Here is a 17,884-nt window from a genome sequence, read left to right on the forward strand (position 1 = left end):
TGGCGGTTAACCCGCCACCACTGGCACCGCCATACATCGCACTCACGAAACCCGACTGCGTCACCCCGGTCATCAGAATGACGAATGCCAGCATCCAGACCCGCAGGAGTTTGCCCGCAGCCCGGATATTCATATGTGACAGCATCGGTTTGGTACGAATACGCATGGATTGGGTATGCCTGAATTTACCCCCCGCGACAATGAGATATATCATTGCTGCAGGGTGACAATTGGGGCACGATCACCGCCGAAAAAGCTGATCCAGGCTGATCGAAAGGATACGTTTTTGCCCTACGCGATGGCTGTTCCGATATCCCTGCCCCATCCTGCAATGGTCGATGCCGATTGGGCGGACAGTTTTGCGATCACGATTGACGATCCCGACATCACCCCCGAACGCGCCGCGCAAAAGATCATGGATGGCCGGCCGGTCTGGATGGGGTATCTGCTGGCACTGCGCAACGCGATGGTCCGTCCGCTGGGGCTTAAAACAGCGCCCGAACCGGACGCCGATGTCATCGGCCTTTTCCCGGTGATTGAGCGCGGGGACGATTTCATCGTGCTGGGCATGGATGACAGGCATCTTGATTTTCGCCTGACGGTCGAGGTCGAAAAATTCCAGTGCGGGCAGACGGTGATCCGGTCCAGCACCCTGATCCGGCGGCATAATATGCTGGGCCGGATGTATCTTGGCACCATCATGCCGTTTCATAAGGCGATTGTGCCCGCGATGCTGAACGGTGCGTTCGCATCCCGATAGGCGGATAAAGAACGGGCCGGTCAAAACCGGCCCGCATCATCACATCAAATCAGATCATATCGCGTGCGCGAACCAGTTCATCGAACTTCGCCCCGTCAAGGAAGCCGAGCGCAATGGTTGCTTCCTTGAGGCTGCTGCGATCCTTATGCGCCTTTTTGGCGACGGCCGCAGCATTGTCGTACCCGATATGCGGCGCCAGGGCCGTCACCAGCATCAGGCTTTGTTCGACATAGTGATCGATTTTTTCCTGATCGGCTTCGAGGCCGACAACGCAGTTATCGGCAAAGCTGACCGAGGCATCGGCAATCAGACGGATCGATTGCAGCAGGTTATAAATGATCACCGGTTTGAACACGTTCAGATCCAGATGACCGTTTGAACCGCCGACCGTGACCGCAACATGGTTGCCGATAACCTGAGCACAGACCATGGTCAGGGCTTCGGCCTGGGTCGGGTTGACCTTGCCCGGCATGATCGATGATCCCGGCTCGTTCGCGGGCAGGACCAGTTCACCAAGGCCGCATCGCGGACCGGACCCAAGCAGGCGGATATCGTTGCCGATCTTCATCAGCGACGTCGCCAGAACGTTCAGCACACCCGACATCTCGACACAGGCATCATGGGCGGCAAGGGCTTCGAACTTGTTGGCCGCGGTTTCGAATTTAAGCCCCGTGATCGTCGTAACCTGTTTGGCAAATTCGACATCAAAGCCCTTTGGGGCATTCAGGCCGGTGCCAAGAGCCGTGCCGCCCTGCGCCAGTTTGCGAAGCCGGACCAGCGCATCATCAATGCGATCAAGGCCAAGCGCGATCTGGGCGGCATAGCCCGAAAATTCCTGCCCCAGTGTCAGGGGCACCGCATCCTGCATATGGGTACGGCCGATTTTGACAATATCGGCAAAGGCCTTGACCTTGGCATCAAGGGCACTTCGAAGATGGGCCAGGGCCGGTTTCAGGTTTTCTTCGATCTCGACCACGGCGGCGATATGCATGGCTGCCGGGAAACTGTCATTGGATGACTGGCCGCGATTGACATGATCATTGGGATGAACCGGATCGCGTTTGCCCATCGGCTTGCCAAGGATTTCGCAGGCCCGGTTGGCGATGACCTCGTTGGCATTCATGTTGGTCTGGGTACCACTGCCGGTCTGCCAGACGACAAGCGGGAAGTGATCAAGCAGCTTGCCATCGGCGACTTCGCGCGCGGCGGCCTCAATCGCCTCGGCAAGGTTTGCATCCAGATTGCCAAGGGCAGCATTGGCGCGTGCGGCGGCCAGTTTCTGGATACCGAACGCCCGGATCAGGGCATCGGGCATCCGTTCGCCCCCAATGCGGAAATTCTGTTTTGATCGCTGGGTCTGCGCCCCCCAATACCGGTCAGCGGGCACATCGATGCTGCCCATGGTGTCCTGTTCGGTGCGGGTGGTCACTGGATTGGTCACGATAGAAATCCTCCGTGTCAGAAAACATACTGACCGGGGCGGGAACCCGGCTGGCAATTACGTTTTGCCGACCCCGAATATGGGCGCAAATGATCGTTCGCGCAAAGTCACTGTGTTGAAAAAATGCAGTTTTATCGCCAGCGATAAAATATCAGCCGGCGATTGCCCCGTGATCTGCGGAAACATTGTCCTGCCATGCGACAATCTGAACGCCGATGCGATCCAGATGGGACAGCAGTTTTTCAGGCGGCAAACGATCCGTGATCACCCCGGTCAGGGCTTCAAGCGGTGCGATGTTTTCAAGGTAACGCTGGTCAAACTTGGTGTGATCCACCATCAGCCAGGTTTCATCGGACCGTTCCATCATCGCGCGTTTGACCGCAACCGCCCGACGGTTAACGTCACTGAACCCCTGCCATGCAACACCTGATGCGCCGATAAAGGCCTTGTTGGCGTGGAAACGGCGCAGGAATTCGACGGTATCATTGCCGTAAACCGCATTTTCACGCGGATCGAACTGCCCCGGACACATGATGACATCGTCAATCACCGCCTGTTCACCCATGCCGTGCACCACCGCATAGCAATTGGTCAGAACCGTGCGCCGCAATGCGCCGGGGTTCTGGGCCATATAGGGGGCAAGCTGGCTGACGGTGGACCCGGCATCGATCATGATCACATCGCCCGGCCGGATCATATTGCCCGCCATGATGCCGATCCGTTCGAACCCGGCAACCGCGGTCATCTGGCGCTGGGCCAGATCGGGTTGATGGCCCATTGGCTGCGCGGATGCACCGCCAAATTCACGTTTGATCAGGCCATCGTCGCTTAGCGCGTCAAGATCACGGCGAATTGTTTCAGTTGCCACATCGAATCGTTCCGCCAATGTGGCAACTCTCACATGCGGATGAATTTGCAGTTCCTGAAGAATGCGCTTCTGCCGTTCCTTTTTTCCGATACGCAAAGAGCCTCTCCCCCCTGAATAGCCTAGCCCGCACCACTTTTGGATAAGGTTAGCAGTTATTTTTGTAACCGATTGTTACAGTTTTATGTTGCTTTTCAAACTTTTTGCCACTTTATAATGTTGATAAAAGCAACAACAAAAACAACAAAACCACATTTAAAACCGGCATTAAGCCCGCGTTTACAGGGAAGAAAGGTTCTGTCTCATGTTTTCACATGCGAAAAAAATGGACATTTTGAAAGTTTCTACGCTGCTTGCCGCCATCGGCATGATGAGCTTTGGCAGCAGCACGGCATTTGCACAGGCCGATGATTGCATCGCACGTGGCGATCTTGACCAGATGTATTGCGACATGGATGGCGATCTGGTTGCCGATGCACCGCCCGCCGACCAGCAGGTTGACCCGGACACCCTCGTGTTTGCCTATACCCCGGTCGAAGACCCGGCGGTTTATGCCGATATCTGGCAGCCGTTCCTTGAACATCTTGAAAAAGTAACCGGCAAGGACGTTCACTTCTTTGCGGTTCAGTCGAACTCCGCCGAAGTCGAAGCCATGCGCAGCGGCCGTCTGCATGTTGCCGGTTTCTCGACCGGTCCGACCCCGTTTGCGGTCAACCTTGCCGGTGCGGTTCCGTTCGCATTGATGGGTGGCGATGATGGCCGTTTTGGTTATACGCTGCAGTTGTATACCCGCGTTGACAGCGGCATCGACAAGATCGAGGACCTGAAGGGCAAGCGCGTTGCGCACACCTCGCCGACCTCGAACTCGGGCAACCTTGCACCGCGTGCACTGCTTCCGGGTCAGGGCATCGTTCCGGAACAGGATTACGAAGTCGTCTATTCCGGTTCGCACGACCAGTCGATCCTGGGCGTTGTTGCCGGTGACTATGATGCGGCCCCGGTTGCATCCGAAGTCGTCGAACGTATGGTCCAGCGCGACCTTTATGATCCGAACGAAGTCAAAATCATCTATGAAAGCAAGCCTTTCCCGACCACTTCGTTCAACTATGCCTATAACCTGAAGCCGGAACTGATCGAAAAGATCAAGGAAGCCTTCTTTACCTTCGACATGAAGGGCACCGCCCTTGGCGAAGAATTCAAAGGCGTATCGAAATTCGTTCCTGTCACCTACCAGAAAGACTGGGACGTTATTCGTGAAATCCAGGCTGCCAACGGCGTGAAATACACCCCGGACAACCTGAAGTAATCCCTTCTTTCAAACTGCTTCTGCCGGGATCGGTTTTCGATCCCGGTAGTCTTTTTTCAAGGTATCGTGATGCTGCGTATCAAAGATCTGGTCAAACGCTATGGCAAGGATGAGGCTGTTCTGAAAGACCTGAACCTTGAGGTTCCCGGCGAAAGCGTCGTTGCCATCATTGGGGCATCGGGTGCGGGTAAAAGCACGCTTTTGCGCTGTATTAACCGTCTGGTCGAACCGACATCGGGCTCGATTGACCTTAACGGCACCGAACTGACGACTTTGTCGGGTGGCGATCTGCGTCTGGCGCGTCGTCGTATCGGCATGATTTTTCAGGGTTTCAACCTGATCAACCGTTTGACGGTGATGGAAAATGTTCTGTCGGGACGGTTGGGATATGTTCCGGCCTGGCGCGCCATGACGCGCAATTTCCCCCAAAGCGACATTGATCGTGCGTTTCAATTGATGGAACGTGTCGGTATTGCCCATTATGCCAATAAACGCGCCGATGAATTATCGGGTGGCGAACGCCAGCGCGTCGGCGTTGTTCGTGCTTTGATGCAGGAACCTGAAATCCTGCTGGCCGATGAACCGACGGCGTCGCTTGACCCCAAAACATCCCGACAGATCATGGAATTGCTACGCGCACTGGCATCCGAACTGCACCTGCCGGTTCTGATCAATATCCACAATGTCACCGAGGCCAAGGAATATACCCAGCGCATCGTCGGCATGCGGTTTGGTCGCATCATCTTTGACAGTGTGCCGACCGATCTTACCCAGGATGCCATGGATGAAATCTACGCCGGGGTTCCGGCAGAAGAACGTGGCGAAACCGGCGATCCGGAATCCCTGCGCGAGGTTGTATCGCAATGACCAGTTCCGTTGAAAAAACAACGGGCCATCGCACATGGAAGAAGCCGCCCTTTATCGCCAATCCGGCGATACGCTGGGCGATCATCCTTGGCGTATTGGCCTATGTCGTGTGGGCGGTCACCAGCCTGCCCTTTAACTGGGAACGTATTCAGGAAGGCATTCCGCGCGCCATCCGTATTTTCAAGGGCGCTTTCCCGCCGGACATGATCCGGGGTGAACTGGTGCTGCAGGGCTTTCTTGAAAGCATCAAGATCGCCATCGTTGCAACCCTTGCCGGTGTGATGCTGAGCGTGCCGATTGCCTTTGCCGCCGCATCCAATATTGCGCCCAAATGGCTTTATAACATCGGGCGTGGCACGATCATTATCGCGCGCAGTTTCCATCCGGTGATCGTTGCCATCCTGTTCGTCAAGGCGGTCGGTTTTGGTCCGCTGGCGGGGATTCTGACCCTGACGATCTATTCCATCGGTTTCGTTGCCAAAATGCTGGCCGAGCGGATCGAGGAAATAGACTGGGGCCAGGTTGAAGCCATCCGGGCGGCCGGGGGCGGGACATTCATCACCATGCTTTATGCCGTGATCCCACAAATCATGCCCCGCCAGATCGGTCTTTCGATCTATCAGCTTGACAGCAACCTGCGCGCGTCTGCCGTGGTCGGCATTGTTGGCGCGGGCGGGATCGGATCGACCCTGATGAATGCGTTTCGGCGCTATGACTATGACTTCGCGCTTGCGATCACGCTTTGCATTATCGGCGTCATCCTGATCAGCGAAGCCATAAGCGGCCGGATCCGGAGGAACATATGGTAACGACAACAAAAAATGCCGGGCCGGACGCCATCGCCGAACGCGAATGGTCACGCTATACCCCCAAACAACGCTGGCTGCGCTTTGCCATGTATGGCGGCGTGGTTCTGGCAACGGTCTGGTCGCTTTCGACGATCAACATCATCTGGCCGTGGCTTTGGGATGCCCCGAAACAAATGGGCGATCTTTTTTCGCGCATGTATCCACCGTCCCTCAATGATTGGGAAATGATCGCAATCACGTTGCTGGAAACCGTCAATATTGCGACGATTGCAACCTTCTTTGCGGTATTCCTTTCGTTGCCGATTGCCCTGATCGCGGCCCAGAACACCACGCCCAACAAGCTGACGCTTTGGATTGGCCGGTTCATTCTGGTGTCTTCGCGGTCGGTGAACACCATCATCTGGGCGCTGCTGTTTGTTGCGATTTTCGGCCCCGGCGTGATGGCCGGTATTCTGGCGATCATTTTCCGTTCGATCGGTTTTATCGGCAAATTGCTGGGCGAGGCGATCGAGGAAATCGACCGGGCCCCGATCGAGGCGCTTGAGTCCGTCGGTGCATCGCGGTTCAAAATCCTGATTTACGGGGTTGTGCCACAGGTCATGCCGACTTTCTTTGCGGTTTCGATCCTGCGCTGGGACATCAATCTGCGCGAAAGTACGGTTCTGGGTCTGGTCGGGGCCGGCGGGATCGGTATCGTCCTGCAAGGCGCGATTGACACCTTTGCCTGGCAGACGGTTGCCACCATTCTTCTGGCGATCATCGGTCTTGTGATCGTGGGCGAGGCCCTGGCGGCCTGGCTGCGCAAAAAGGTGATCTGACGTGTCTGAACATTACGACCTTCTGGTCGTAGGCGGCGGCATCAATGGTGCGGGTATTGCCCGTGATGCCGCCGGTCGCGGTCTGTCCGTCCTTCTGGTCGAACAGCGCGACCTTGCCTCGGCCACATCTTCATCCTCGACCAAACTGATCCATGGCGGTCTGCGGTATCTTGAGCATTACGAATTCCGGCTGGTGCGTGAAGCCTTGCAGGAACGCGAAGTTCTTCTGGCTGCCGCCCCGCATATCATCTGGCCGCTAACCTTTGTTCTGCCGCACCACAAAGGGCTTCGGCCCAAATGGATGCTGCGTGCCGGACTGTTTCTGTATGACCATCTGGCAAAGCGCAAACGTTTGCCGGCTTCACGCGCCCTGTCCCTGAATGGCACGGCCGAGGGCAAACCGCTTCTGGACCAGTTCACCAGCGGCTTTTCCTATTCCGATTGCTGGGTCGATGATGCCAGGCTTGTGGTTTTAAATGCCCTTGATGCGCAGGCACGCGGGGCGGTGATCAAAACCCGGACGCGCTGTGCCGCTCTTGTGCGCGGAACGGACGGCTGGACCGCGACATTGCAATCCGAAGACGGCAAGGAAACCAGCGTTTCGGCCAAGGCCGTGGTCAATGCCGCAGGCCCCTGGGTGACCGATATGGTCAACCGTGCCGGACTTGGCGACAAGGCCGCAGGGTTACGGCTGGTCAAAGGCAGCCACTTTGTCGTGCCGCGCATTCACCCGCATGATCATTGCTATATCTTCCAGAACGGGGATGGTCGCATTGCCTTTGCCATCCCCTATCAGCAGGATTACACGCTGATCGGGACGACGGATGTGCCCTATGACGGTGATCCGGCCGAGGTGAAGATCAGCGACGGTGAAATCGATTACCTGCTTGAGCTGGTCAATGGTTATCTGGCGACGCCGTTAACGCGGGCCGATATCGTTTGGGATTATGCCGGTGTCAGGCCGCTTTATGATGACAAGAACAGCAACGCATCGGCGGTGACGCGCGATTATGTGTTTGACCTTGATACCGGGGACGGCGATGCACCGGCGATCCTGTCGATCTATGGCGGGAAAATCACCACCTATCGCCGGTTGGCCGAACATGCCCTGCAAAAGCTTTGTCCGGTTCTGGGCAATCACGCATCCGACTGGACCGCGACATCGGTTCTGCCGGGCGGGGATATGAGCGATGGCAATTTCGACCGGTTCCTGGCCGGTGTCAGAACAAAGTTCGGCTGGCTGCCCGAACAGATCGCCCATCGCTGGGCGCGCTGTTATGGTACACGCCTGTTTGATATTGCGCCGGATGCCAAGGCTATAGGTGATCTGGGTCCGGAAATTGCCCCAAACCTGTTCGAGGCGGAACTCCGCTTCCTGATGACGCAGGAATGGGCCCGGTCAGCCGAGGATGTCCTTTGGCGGCGGACCAAGCTTGGCCTTGGCATGGAAGAAAGCGATATCAACGCGGTTCGGGACTGGTTTGCAAGCAGCGCGGATCAACTTGCCGCACAGTAAGAAACCGGCAACCGCTTACTTGCGCAGATCATCCCATTTGACGAATTCGTGGGCGATGAAATCTTCCATCATCGCCCGCCACATCCGTTCGGCCATGTCTTCGTCAAAGCCATCAATGCGGCACTGGGCACGGACCTTGGTGATCACGTCCTCGATCCGGTCTTCGTCACGCACGGCGTCGCGGGTCGGTTTGATGCGCGCGGCCTGTTCGATATAGTTCAACCGTTCCGCCATCAGCGCCACCAGAAGCCTGTCCACCCGATCCACATTCGCACGGACATCGGACATGGTTTCGCAGGGGTTGGCTTTGGTCGTCATCACGGCAGAACTCTCATCATTCACGAAAAATGAAAAATGGCGGCGATTATTCACCGCCATTTCACAATATCTAATAGGCGTATTCCCGGAACAGCGGATCGACCGATCCGTTCCATTCGGTTTCATATTTATCAAGGAATTCCTCGGCCAAGGTACGGCCGCTTTCGGCGACGTCTTCGAGGCTTTCGAGGAAGTGGCTTTCATCGTCGCCATAGGCATCCATGCGACCACGCGCCTTAAGCCCCTGTTTGGAGACGGCCAGCACGTCCTTGGCGAGGTCCTGAACGGTGCCGTTTTTGAACTTCGTGGCAAGGGCGGTACGCGGCACATCGTCGCGAAGGGCTTCGCGTTCGGCATGGCTGAGATCCTTGACCAGATCCCATGCGGCATCGAGTGCAACATCGTCATACAGCAGACCAACCCAAAGGGCCGGAAGGGCGCAGATGCGTTTCCACGGGCCACCATCCGCGCCGCGCATTTCAAGGAATTTCTTGAGGCGTACTTCGGGGAAGGCGGTCGTCATGTGATCGGACCAGTCATTCATCGTCGGGCGTTCACCCGGCAGAACGTCAAGCTTTCCGGCCATGAAATCGCGGAACGATTTGCCTGCGGCATTGATGTATTTGCCATCGCGATAAACGAAATACATCGGCACATCGAGCATGTAATCGACATAACGTTCAAAGCCAAATCCGTCTTCGAACACGAAGGGCAGCATGCCGCAACGGTCCGGGTCGGTATCGGTCCAGACGTGGGATCGCGAAGACAGATAGCCGCTTGGTTTGCCATCCACGAACGGGGATGCGGCAAACAGCGCGGTCGCAACCGGCTGAAGCGCCAGCGACGTTCTGAATTTCTTGATCATGTCGGCTTCGGAGGCGAAATCCAGATTGACCTGAATGGTCGAGGTCCGAAGCATCATGTCCAGGCCAAGATTGCCGACCTTGGGCATATAGTCGCGCATGATCGCGTAGCGGCCCTTGGGCATCCACGGAATATCGTCGCGTTTCCATTTCGGCTGATGGCCGACACCAAGCATTTCGATATCAAGATCACCGCAGATTTCGCGGATTTCATGAAGATGCTGATGCACTTCGCCACAGGTCTGGTGAATGTTTTTAAGCGGCGCACCGGACAATTCGATCTGCCCGCCCGGTTCAAGCGAGACGGAACAGTTATCCTTGGTGAGCGCAATCACATTGCCGTTTTCAATGATCGGTTCCCAATCAAAGCGTTCGGCAAGTTGTGTCAGAAGGGTCTTTACCCCCCTCTCCCCTTCGTAAGGGATCGGGCGAAGATCGTTACGGGTAAAGGCGAATTTTTCGTGTTCTGTGCCAATGGCCCAGTCTTTTTTCGGTGTACAACCGGACTCGAACCATTCGACAAGCTGACGACGGCTTTCGATGACCGGGCTGTCGCCGGTGGAGGCGCTGACAGTCATAAGGGCTTCCCCTAATCTCTCGTGACCGGAGGTATCGACCAGTCGCCGATGCGATCCTGAAACACGGACAAAGCAGCAATTGCCGCGGTTTCGGCCCGCAAGATGCGCGGACCAAGACTTACAGGCGTTGCAAAAGGCTGTTTGCGGATGCGTTCAATTTCGTCGGCGCTAAAGCCGCCTTCGGGTCCAATCACGATTGCATGGTTAACAACATTGTCGTTGTCGATAGCCGAGCCAGCGCCCTTTGCCAATAGCTGACTTAACACTTCACCAATTGGTGAGCCCGATCCCGTCTCGTCACAGAACAGTAAATGCCGGTTTTCCGGCCAGTCTGCGAGCCAATCAAGCAATTTTACCGGTGGGGCAATTTCCGGCACGCTGAGGCGTTCGCACTGTTCGGCGGCTTCGATCACCTGGGCCTGAAGACGGTCAAGGCGGACCTTGTCGGTAATGCCATGTGCGGTGACAATCGGTTGCAGGGTGCCAACCCCCATTTCGACCGACTTTTCGATCAGAAAATCAAGGCGCTGCTTTTTGATCGGGGCAAAAGCCAGGATCGGGCCGCGTTCGACAATCTGGTCACGCAATTGCCGTTCGGCGGTCACCGTGCCCTTCTTTTTGCGAAGGTGGTCGATGGTCGCCAGCCATTCACCATCAAGACCATTAAATATCTTGATTGGCGTTCCGGGCTTGAGGCGCATCACATGTTCAAGGTAATGAGACTGTTCAGGTGCGAGTTCGATCTCGCATCCCGGCGTGATAGGATCGGAAACGAATAGGCGTTGCCGGGCGCGGGTGGCGTCGTCTGTCATATATGTCCCCAGGCCGGTTATTCGGCGAAGTTCAGTTTGTTAAAGAGTTACATAGGCCAATTATGTCACAGGTCAACCAACCGATACAGAACACGAAGAACGATATGCCAGCCGATAGCTGGATCGACCGGTTCGCTCCGTTGGCAAGTCGCCCGTACCTTAAACTGGCACGACTTGACCGTCCGATTGGCACGTGGCTTCTGCTTCTGCCTTGCTGGTGGTCAACCGCCATGGCAAGTGACGGCGCGCCCAGCCTGTTGATGATGGTTTATTTTGCCATTGGTGCATTGATCATGCGCGGGGCCGGTTGCGTGGTCAACGATCTGGCGGATCGCAATTTTGACGGCAAGGTCGAACGCACCGCCACCCGACCAATTCCAAGTGGTCAGGTCAGGGTCTGGCAGGCGATGGCGTTTCTGGGGCTGCTGCTTCTGATCGGGCTTGCCGTGCTGGTGCAGTTCCGGATCGAAGCAATCATTGTTGGCATCTGTTCCCTGCCACTTGTCATTACCTATCCGTTCATGAAGCGCATTACCTATTGGCCGCAGGCGGTTCTGGGGCTGACATTCAACTGGGGGGCGCTTGTCGGCTGGGCGGCGGTCACCGGCACCGTCGCACCGGCAGCGGTTGCAATGTATGTTGCGGGCTTCTTCTGGACACTTGGTTACGACACCATATATGCCCATCAGGACAAGGATGACGACATCAAGATCGGGGTAAAGTCGCTTGCCCTTCGGCTTGGCGATGCAACCCCGCGATGGGCCATGGGATTTTATACCGTGACGACCCTTTTTCTGGGTGTTTCGGGTATGCTGGCCGGGCTGCACTGGATTTATTTCCCGCTTCTGGCACTGGCGTGTTTGCATCTGGCGTGGCAGGTTGCCACGGTCAAACTTGATGATGCCGCAAACTGCCTGAAACGGTTTAAATCAAACCGTGATTTCGGTTTGATGGTATTGGCGGCCATCATCATTGCCAATCTGGTCGGGACCGGGCTTTAGTTTAGACCCGCATACAGGCTGATCCATCCTTCATCTGAACCATTATCGAAAGACCGCCCATGATCGCACCGCTTGCCCTGATGATTGCCGGATTGATCCTTGCGGGTGTCGGGGCGCAATGGTTTGCGTGGCGGGCCGGTATTCCGGCAATCGTGTTGCTGTCCATCGTCGGGCTGCTGCTGGGGCCGGGAACCGACCTGATCGATCCGATCAATGATTTCGGTACATTGTTGCAGCCCCTTGTTGCCGTCGCGGTCGCGGTGATCCTGTTTGAAGGCGGGCTTGCGCTTGATTTCCGGGAACTGACGCACAGTGTCAGTGGCGTGATCCGCCTGACGACGATTGCCCCGCTTGTCGCGTGGCTTCTGGGTGCGGGGGCGGCGCATTATCTGGCGGATCTTTCATGGCCGGTGGCGGCCCTGTTTGGTGGGATCATGATTGTGACCGGGCCGACGGTGATTGCACCGCTGTTGCGCCATGCACGGTTGTCCAAACGCCCGGCGACACTTCTGAAATGGGAAGGCATCGTTAATGACCCGATCGGGGCGCTGTTTGCGGTGCTGGCCTACGAAGTCATTGTCGCCAGCCAGCATGGCAACGGGTTTGGCGCGGCCGTTGGCCATCTGGCACTCAACATTCTTCTGGCGGTTCTGATCGGCTTGGCGTTTGGCGTGGGGACGGTTCAGATTTTCAAACGCGGCTGGATCCCGGAATTCCTGAAAGCCCCGCTTGTTCTTGGCGTGCTTCTGACCTGCTTTGCGGGTGCCAATGAAATTCAGGAAGAAAGCGGCTTGCTGGCCGTAACGGTGCTGGGCCTGACAATTGGCAATGCCCATCTGATGGCGATTGATGAAATCCGCCGGTTCAAGGAAACCCTGACGGTTATTCTGGTTTCCAGCGTGTTCATCATCCTGACCGCAACGCTTGAATGGTCGATGATTGCCGAACTGACATGGGGTCACGGGCTTTTTGTTTTGGCCATGCTGTTTGTCGTGCGACCGGTTTCGGTGATCGGGTCGCTGGCATTTTCAAAGGTGACCTGGAAAGAGCGGTTACTGGTCGGCTGGATCGCACCGCGCGGGATTGTGGCGGTCGCGGTTTCCGGCCTGTTTGGCGCGGAGCTTGTCGAACTTGGCTATGCCGATGGGGCGCTTTTGATCCCGCTGGCCTTTGCGATGGTGTTTTCGACCGTGGTGCTGCACGGCTTTTCGATCCGACCGATGGCCCGCCACCTTGATCTGGCCGTCAAAGGACCGCCCGGTGTTCTGATCGTCGGTGCGCATCGCTGGACGATTGATCTTGCCCGGCGACTTGTCGAGCTCGACATTCCGGTCGTGGTTGCCGACAGCCGCTGGCACAGCATGCGCATGGCGCGCGAGGCGGGATTGCAGACCTATTACGGGGAAGTGCTTTCGGAAGTTTTCGAACATCACCTTGATACTTCATCGCTTGGCAAGCTGATCGCGACGACGGACAACGATGCCTATAACACGCTGGTCTGTACCGATTTCGCGCCGGAATTTGGCCGTCGCGCCGTTTTCCAGACCGGTATGCACGGATCACCCGAAGACCCGAAACGCCATAGCCAGACGCTTGGCGGGCTGCCACTGTTTTCCGAGCCGATGACAACCGACGACATCCGGGAGGATTTCCGGCACGGGGCCGAAATTCGCCAAACCCGTCTGACCGAAGAATTCGGCTGGGACGATTTCATTGCAGTTCAGGGCGCCGAACCGCCGGTTATTGCCCTTGTCCGCGGGGCGCAGCTTCATATGGGGCCTGACATTCCCAAGGCAAAGCCGCGTGATATCTTGCTGTATCTTGGCCGCAATGCCCAAAACAGTCAGAAGCCCGACGAAAGCCCGGATGCGACTTCGCTTGCACCCGGGTCACAAAGCAAGTAAGCCCCGGCAATCAAATTCACCCTGATATGGGCCGATCATGACCGATAATGTTTTCGCCGATGCCTTGGTCCCCGAAGTCGACGATCCGCGTTTTGCCGATCTGATCGATACCTTTACCGTACCGGCACGGGTGCCATTGGCGCCCGAGGTCGAAATGTATCTGGCCACCCATATCACGCCACTTTGGCAGGCGACCGAGGATATTCTTGGCGTGCTGGATATTCCGCCGCCCTATTGGGCGTTTGCATGGCCGGGCGGACAGGCGATTACGCGATACATCCTTGATCACCCGGAATTGGTTCGCGGTAAAAAGGTTCTGGATTTTGCGTGCGGTGGCGGCATGCAGGCGATTGCCTGCGTCATGGCCGGTGCGGACAGCATTCTGGCAAACGACATTGACCCGGTGGCCATTACCGCCACCCGACTGAATGCCAAGCGCAATGGCGTTGCATTTGAAACCACGACCGAAAACTTTGTCGGCACCCAATCGGCAACCCGGCGCTGGGATGTGATTTTTGCTGGTGATGTCTGTTATCAGCAGCAAATGGCCAACGCCGTTCTGCAATGGCTGATGGGCGAGGCACGACTTGGCACGCGTGTGATCCTTGCCGATCCGGGCCGGACATATGCCCCGACACACAATATCGACGAACTTGAAACCTATGACGTGCCGGTGGATGTCGCCGTCGAGGATGTTGAAAACAAATTCACCCGGATCTGGCAGCTTTTGCCAGACCGGGAGAATTAGGGTCGGGATCTATTCAGCTTGCGATCTGTTTTACGCAGTCATTCAGTTCGCTGATGCCGGTGAACACGAACTGGATATTCTTTGAAATATCCTGTGTCACGCTGGTTTGTTCTTCCACTGCCGAAGCCACCGCATTGACGTAATCGCTGACTTCGTTGGCGGATGTTGAAATTTGCTGTGTCGAACTGACGACACGTTTGGTGATGCTCAGCATCGAGCTGATCTGCACTTCGATCTGATCGGTTGCCTTGGCAGTCTGGGTTGCAAGGTTTTTGACTTCCCCCGCAACCACGGCAAAACCCTTGCCCGCATCGCCGGCGCGCGCGGCCTCAATCGTTGCATTCAGGGCCAGCAGGTTTACCTGTTCAGCCAGATCACGGATGATCTGCACCACGCCGGTCATCGCTTCGGATGTTGTTTCCAGCTCTCCGCGGATTTCATCGGCCATCTGGATTTTTGAAACAATGTCCGTCACGGCGATTTGGGAACGCTGCATGCTTTCGCTGATTTCCTGAATGGCTGACAGCATTTCCTCGGATGCGCTGGCGACGGCTTCGGCACTTGCGCTTGATCCTTCTGCAAGTTCTTCGGCCGTGATACGGGTCTGAACCTGTTTGGTGATGTCGGTGGCATATTTGACCACCTTGAATGGCCGACCATTCATATCTATCACCGGGTTATAGCTGGCCTGAATCCAGATTTCCCTGCCGCCCTTGCCAAAGCGTTTGAATTCCGCGACCTGATATTTCCCCTGTCCAAGAGCCGCCCAGAAATCACGATATTTGTCGCTTTTGGCATATTCTGGATCGACAAACATGCTGTGATGCTTTCCTTTGACCTCCTCGCGGGAATAGCCCATCGCATTCAGGAAATTGTCATTGGCATCAATGATCGTGCCGTCCATTTCAAACGAAATAACCGCCTGCGATTTGCCAATGGCATTGATCTGGCCTGCAAAATCGGCTCTTTGTATTTTTTCGGCTGTGATGTCGGTTGCATATTTTACAACTTTGAATGGGCGCCCGGACATATCCATGATCGGGTTGTAACTGGCCTGTATCCAGACTTCCTTCCCGTTCTTTCCAAAGCGCTGATATTCGGCCGACATATATTTGCCATCGCGCAGCCTGGCCCAGAAATCGGCATATTCGCGGCTTTGCGCAAATTCGGGTGAAACAAACATCCGGTGATGTTTACCCTGCACCTCGGACAGCTCGTATCCCATCGCAGAAAGGAAGTTTTCATTGGCCTTAAGGATCGTACCATCCATGGCAAATTCGATGACGGCCTGGGATTTTCCGATGGCATCGACCTGTCCGGCATAATCCGCCGATCTCAGTTTACGATCGGTGATATCTGTTGCGACTTTGAAAACCTTGTAGGGAACGCCCCGGTGATTCAGCACCGGGTTATAGGTTGCCTGTATCCAGACTTCCTTGCCATTCTTGCCAAATCGCTGGAATTCGGCGGTAAAGAATTTACCCGCACGCAGTTTTTCCCAGAAATCCCTGTATTCGGAACTTTGGGCATATTCTTCATCGACAAACATTTTGTGATGTTTGCCGCGAACTTCTGACAGGTCATAGCCCATCAGGTTCAGGAAATTCTGGTTCGCATCCAGTATCTTGCCATCAAGCGTGAACTCGATAGTACCCTGGGATCTTTTGATCGCTTCGACGATATGGGCATCGTCGGACCGCGCACTAAACATTTCATCCTCCCCACGAAATGGTCATTGCTGCAAAACGCAGCAATGCTGGCAGCAGAAAAACTGCGCCAGTTAATCCCCCCAAAGGATCTTTTGATTTTTCCCATTCCGATACCTCTGTTGTACCCCGAGCATCGGAATTGTATTTTCAACGAATACAACCGGATGTTTCTGGTTCATCCAATTGCAGTCATCAGAGTCTCTTTGGCTTCAGGCTGCTTTTCCCCTTTGCGAATTACATTCAAAATAAAAGCAATTTCAAATGGTTACAAAACATGGAAAAGAAAGCAACAACGTAATGGAACGATAGTTCTGATGTGGGATCATTCCACCGGTTTTAAATAGCGGCCGACCAGTTTTTTCCGCATTACAATATTATCAGTCAACCAAAGCACGAAATCGGGATGCATCGGGTGCCCCGCGCGCATCGCGATATGGGCGATCATTTCCCACTGGTTCAGGGACCTGAACCGCCGTTTCGTTGCTGCGATCCCCGCAAGGGCAAAGATATCATTCGCATCAAAAACATGCCCGGCAGTCGACTGATAGCTACCGATCAGATCAACCGATACCCCGCAATCAAGATGCAGGTTTTTTCCGTCAATCTGCTGGTACCGGTAATGATCGGGAACGGATTCCGTTGCGTGCATATGGGTCAGTTGCACCGCATTCAGCCACGTCACGGCAACCCGTACACGGGTTCCGGGTGACGGGGCCAATGTTGCCGGGATCGCGCCATAGCCGGTCATATGCGCGGAATAGACGATATCGTGATGATCCATCCAGCCAACCGTGACCGGAACCGGGTCCAGATGACGCGGGGCGGCAAATTTTCGCGCCAATTGAACCGGGGCCCGGTTGGACCCCACGGCCAGAACAGGTATTCGTCCGGCGATGGCATCCTTAATACTGTCGCCCGGAAGGGCCATAACCGCACCATCGACAAACAGGAAGTCATGATCCGGCGCGCTATAGGGATATAAAAACGCGCGCAGGAGATCCTGCGCGCGTGGGTGTTTTTCAATCTGTTCTCGCAAGGAACGATCCGGGATCGCCTGCGCATCAGAAACAGAAAACATCGTCAATCGGTTCCGGTTTTAAGGCCGGTTCAGCCTTCAACGACGCGATAACGGCAATTGCAGTTATCGACGTGCTGCCAAGCCAGTTTCGACCACGCCTTTTCGGCATCCTTGAAGGTCGCAAACGGGCCGTGGCGTTCTTCTTCGCCGCCGACCGGCTTTTCGAAATCAGTGGTTTCGTATTCGCCACCGACAACCCAGTATTCTTCGAGACGTTCGATACGGTAACGCGAATTGGCGTCGTCAACCGACTGCCAGGCCATCTTGGACCATTCTTTTTCCGCGTCTTCGAAGCTGCCAAACGGACCGACTTTGGTTTCTTCGCCGATCGGCTTGTCAAAACCGGTATCCTGATAGGTGCCCCCGATAACCCAGTACTTGGCCATCTGTGCGTCCTTCATGCTTTGGTGAATGTCGACAGGCCGCACAGGGTGGTGCTGCGCAACCCGGTTTCTTGCCCCTGTATAACCAAATCCGTCTGCAACCGACAC

Annotated in this window: 17 protein-coding genes; 9 read left to right on the forward strand and 8 right to left on the reverse strand. The window is 55.7% G+C overall.

What is annotated here, in order from left to right:
- Positions 1 to 286: 286 nt before the first annotated feature.
- Positions 287 to 760 (forward strand): DUF2867 domain-containing protein, encoded by a 474-nt coding sequence (locus AUP42_RS07785; protein ID WP_170954067.1) that lies wholly within the window; start codon positions 287 to 289, stop codon positions 758 to 760.
- A 49-nt stretch (positions 761 to 809) separates the two neighbouring features.
- On the opposite strand, the gene fumC is transcribed toward AUP42_RS07785, so the two are convergent.
- Entirely contained in the window at positions 810 to 2,201 is a 1,392-nt protein-coding gene (fumC, locus tag AUP42_RS07790; protein ID WP_082824705.1) for a class II fumarate hydratase, read from the reverse strand.
- Positions 2,202 to 2,352: 151 nt separating this feature from the next.
- On the reverse strand, positions 2,353 to 3,165 hold the full coding sequence (locus tag AUP42_RS07795; RefSeq protein WP_062950599.1) for a DeoR/GlpR family DNA-binding transcription regulator: 813 nt from the start codon (positions 3,163 to 3,165) through the stop codon (positions 2,353 to 2,355).
- A 226-nt stretch (positions 3,166 to 3,391) separates the two neighbouring features.
- Between AUP42_RS07795 and phnD the strand changes: the two genes are divergently transcribed.
- The 5 genes from phnD (at position 3,392) to glpD (ending at position 8,382) form a co-directional block, all read left to right on the forward strand.
- Positions 3,392 to 4,372 carry a phosphate/phosphite/phosphonate ABC transporter substrate-binding protein gene (phnD, locus tag AUP42_RS07800; RefSeq protein WP_231858195.1) on the forward strand — a complete coding sequence of 327 codons (981 nt, stop codon included), beginning with the start codon at positions 3,392 to 3,394 and terminating at the stop codon, positions 4,370 to 4,372.
- Between the two features lie 69 nt (positions 4,373 to 4,441).
- Complete coding sequence (gene phnC / locus AUP42_RS07805) at positions 4,442 to 5,239, forward strand: phosphonate ABC transporter ATP-binding protein (protein ID WP_062950602.1); 798 nt, start codon at positions 4,442 to 4,444, stop codon at positions 5,237 to 5,239.
- Positions 5,236 to 6,048, forward strand: a complete 813-nt coding sequence (gene phnE, locus AUP42_RS07810) for a phosphonate ABC transporter, permease protein PhnE (RefSeq protein WP_062950606.1) — start codon at positions 5,236 to 5,238, stop codon at positions 6,046 to 6,048. The genes phnC and phnE (AUP42_RS07810) overlap by 4 nt, the downstream gene beginning before the upstream one ends.
- Positions 6,042 to 6,866 carry a phosphonate ABC transporter, permease protein PhnE gene (phnE, locus tag AUP42_RS07815; RefSeq protein ID WP_062950608.1) on the forward strand — a complete coding sequence of 275 codons (825 nt, stop codon included), beginning with the start codon at positions 6,042 to 6,044 and terminating at the stop codon, positions 6,864 to 6,866. Before phnE (AUP42_RS07810) ends, phnE (AUP42_RS07815) begins: the two co-directional genes overlap by 7 nt.
- A gap of 1 nt (position 6,867) precedes the next feature.
- On the forward strand, positions 6,868 to 8,382 hold the full coding sequence (glpD, locus tag AUP42_RS07820) for a glycerol-3-phosphate dehydrogenase (RefSeq protein ID WP_062950610.1): 1,515 nt from the start codon (positions 6,868 to 6,870) through the stop codon (positions 8,380 to 8,382).
- Positions 8,383 to 8,397: 15 nt separating this feature from the next.
- On the opposite strand, the gene AUP42_RS07825 is transcribed toward glpD, so the two are convergent.
- From AUP42_RS07825 to AUP42_RS07835, 3 genes are all read right to left on the reverse strand, one after another.
- A complete protein-coding gene (locus AUP42_RS07825) occupies positions 8,398 to 8,700 on the reverse strand; it encodes a chorismate mutase (RefSeq protein ID WP_037991166.1) in 303 nt (100 codons plus the stop codon).
- A 70-nt stretch (positions 8,701 to 8,770) separates the two neighbouring features.
- Positions 8,771 to 10,141 carry a glutamate--cysteine ligase gene (locus AUP42_RS07830; protein ID WP_062950611.1) on the reverse strand — a complete coding sequence of 457 codons (1,371 nt, stop codon included), beginning with the start codon at positions 10,139 to 10,141 and terminating at the stop codon, positions 8,771 to 8,773.
- Between the two features lie 11 nt (positions 10,142 to 10,152).
- On the reverse strand, positions 10,153 to 10,953 hold the full coding sequence (locus tag AUP42_RS07835; RefSeq protein ID WP_062950612.1) for a 16S rRNA (uracil(1498)-N(3))-methyltransferase: 801 nt from the start codon (positions 10,951 to 10,953) through the stop codon (positions 10,153 to 10,155).
- A gap of 62 nt (positions 10,954 to 11,015) precedes the next feature.
- Here AUP42_RS07835 and ubiA point away from each other — a divergent pair, with 62 nt between their 5' ends.
- From ubiA to AUP42_RS07850, 3 genes are read left to right on the forward strand one after another with little or no spacing between them, the layout of a single operon-like run.
- The gene (gene ubiA / locus AUP42_RS07840; RefSeq protein WP_062950614.1) at positions 11,016 to 11,954 is read left to right on the forward strand and encodes a 4-hydroxybenzoate octaprenyltransferase; all 939 of its coding nucleotides are present in this window, start codon (positions 11,016 to 11,018) and stop codon (positions 11,952 to 11,954) included.
- A 59-nt stretch (positions 11,955 to 12,013) separates the two neighbouring features.
- Positions 12,014 to 13,858 carry a cation:proton antiporter gene (locus tag AUP42_RS07845; protein WP_062950624.1) on the forward strand — a complete coding sequence of 615 codons (1,845 nt, stop codon included), beginning with the start codon at positions 12,014 to 12,016 and terminating at the stop codon, positions 13,856 to 13,858.
- 37 nt (positions 13,859 to 13,895) lie between these two features.
- The gene (locus tag AUP42_RS07850) at positions 13,896 to 14,606 is read left to right on the forward strand and encodes a class I SAM-dependent methyltransferase (protein WP_062950626.1); all 711 of its coding nucleotides are present in this window, start codon (positions 13,896 to 13,898) and stop codon (positions 14,604 to 14,606) included.
- 13 nt (positions 14,607 to 14,619) lie between these two features.
- Here AUP42_RS07850 and AUP42_RS21875 read toward each other — a convergent pair whose 3' ends face one another.
- The 3 genes from AUP42_RS21875 to AUP42_RS07865 form a co-directional block, all read right to left on the reverse strand.
- Complete coding sequence (locus AUP42_RS21875; RefSeq protein ID WP_062950628.1) at positions 14,620 to 16,317, reverse strand: methyl-accepting chemotaxis protein; 1,698 nt, start codon at positions 16,315 to 16,317, stop codon at positions 14,620 to 14,622.
- A 320-nt stretch (positions 16,318 to 16,637) separates the two neighbouring features.
- Positions 16,638 to 17,393: a hypothetical protein gene (locus AUP42_RS07860; protein WP_062950630.1), complete on the reverse strand. Its 756-nt coding sequence runs from the start codon at positions 17,391 to 17,393 to the stop codon at positions 16,638 to 16,640.
- A 29-nt stretch (positions 17,394 to 17,422) separates the two neighbouring features.
- Entirely contained in the window at positions 17,423 to 17,779 is a 357-nt protein-coding gene (locus tag AUP42_RS07865) for a DUF4170 domain-containing protein (RefSeq protein ID WP_007091209.1), read from the reverse strand.
- Positions 17,780 to 17,884: the final 105 nt, after the last annotated feature.

This window comes from Thalassospira lucentensis (assembly GCF_001613805.1).
Classification (GTDB): domain Bacteria; phylum Pseudomonadota; class Alphaproteobacteria; order Rhodospirillales; family Thalassospiraceae; genus Thalassospira; species Thalassospira lucentensis_A.

What these genes read in the sequence shown, in the direction of transcription:
- phnE (WP_062950606.1), top strand. Translation starts at nt 5,236, where the DNA reads ATGACCAGTTCCGTTGAAAAAACAACGGGCCATCGCACATGGAAGAAG.
- phnC (WP_062950602.1), top strand. Translation starts at nt 4,442, where the DNA reads ATGCTGCGTATCAAAGATCTGGTCAAACGCTATGGCAAGGATGAGGCT.
- phnD (WP_231858195.1), top strand. Translation starts at nt 3,392, where the DNA reads ATGGACATTTTGAAAGTTTCTACGCTGCTTGCCGCCATCGGCATGATG.
- AUP42_RS07850 (WP_062950626.1), top strand. Translation starts at nt 13,896, where the DNA reads ATGACCGATAATGTTTTCGCCGATGCCTTGGTCCCCGAAGTCGACGAT.
- AUP42_RS07860 (WP_062950630.1), bottom strand. Translation starts at nt 17,393, where the DNA reads ATGTTTTCTGTTTCTGATGCGCAGGCGATCCCGGATCGTTCCTTGCGA.
- AUP42_RS21875 (WP_062950628.1), bottom strand. Translation starts at nt 16,317, where the DNA reads ATGTTTAGTGCGCGGTCCGACGATGCCCATATCGTCGAAGCGATCAAA.
- AUP42_RS07835 (WP_062950612.1), bottom strand. Translation starts at nt 10,953, where the DNA reads ATGACAGACGACGCCACCCGCGCCCGGCAACGCCTATTCGTTTCCGAT.
- AUP42_RS07825 (WP_037991166.1), bottom strand. Translation starts at nt 8,700, where the DNA reads ATGACGACCAAAGCCAACCCCTGCGAAACCATGTCCGATGTCCGTGCG.
- AUP42_RS07830 (WP_062950611.1), bottom strand. Translation starts at nt 10,141, where the DNA reads ATGACTGTCAGCGCCTCCACCGGCGACAGCCCGGTCATCGAAAGCCGT.
- ubiA (WP_062950614.1), top strand. Translation starts at nt 11,016, where the DNA reads ATGTCACAGGTCAACCAACCGATACAGAACACGAAGAACGATATGCCA.
- AUP42_RS07845 (WP_062950624.1), top strand. Translation starts at nt 12,014, where the DNA reads ATGATCGCACCGCTTGCCCTGATGATTGCCGGATTGATCCTTGCGGGT.
- AUP42_RS07865 (WP_007091209.1), bottom strand. Translation starts at nt 17,779, where the DNA reads ATGGCCAAGTACTGGGTTATCGGGGGCACCTATCAGGATACCGGTTTT.
- phnE (WP_062950608.1), top strand. Translation starts at nt 6,042, where the DNA reads ATGGTAACGACAACAAAAAATGCCGGGCCGGACGCCATCGCCGAACGC.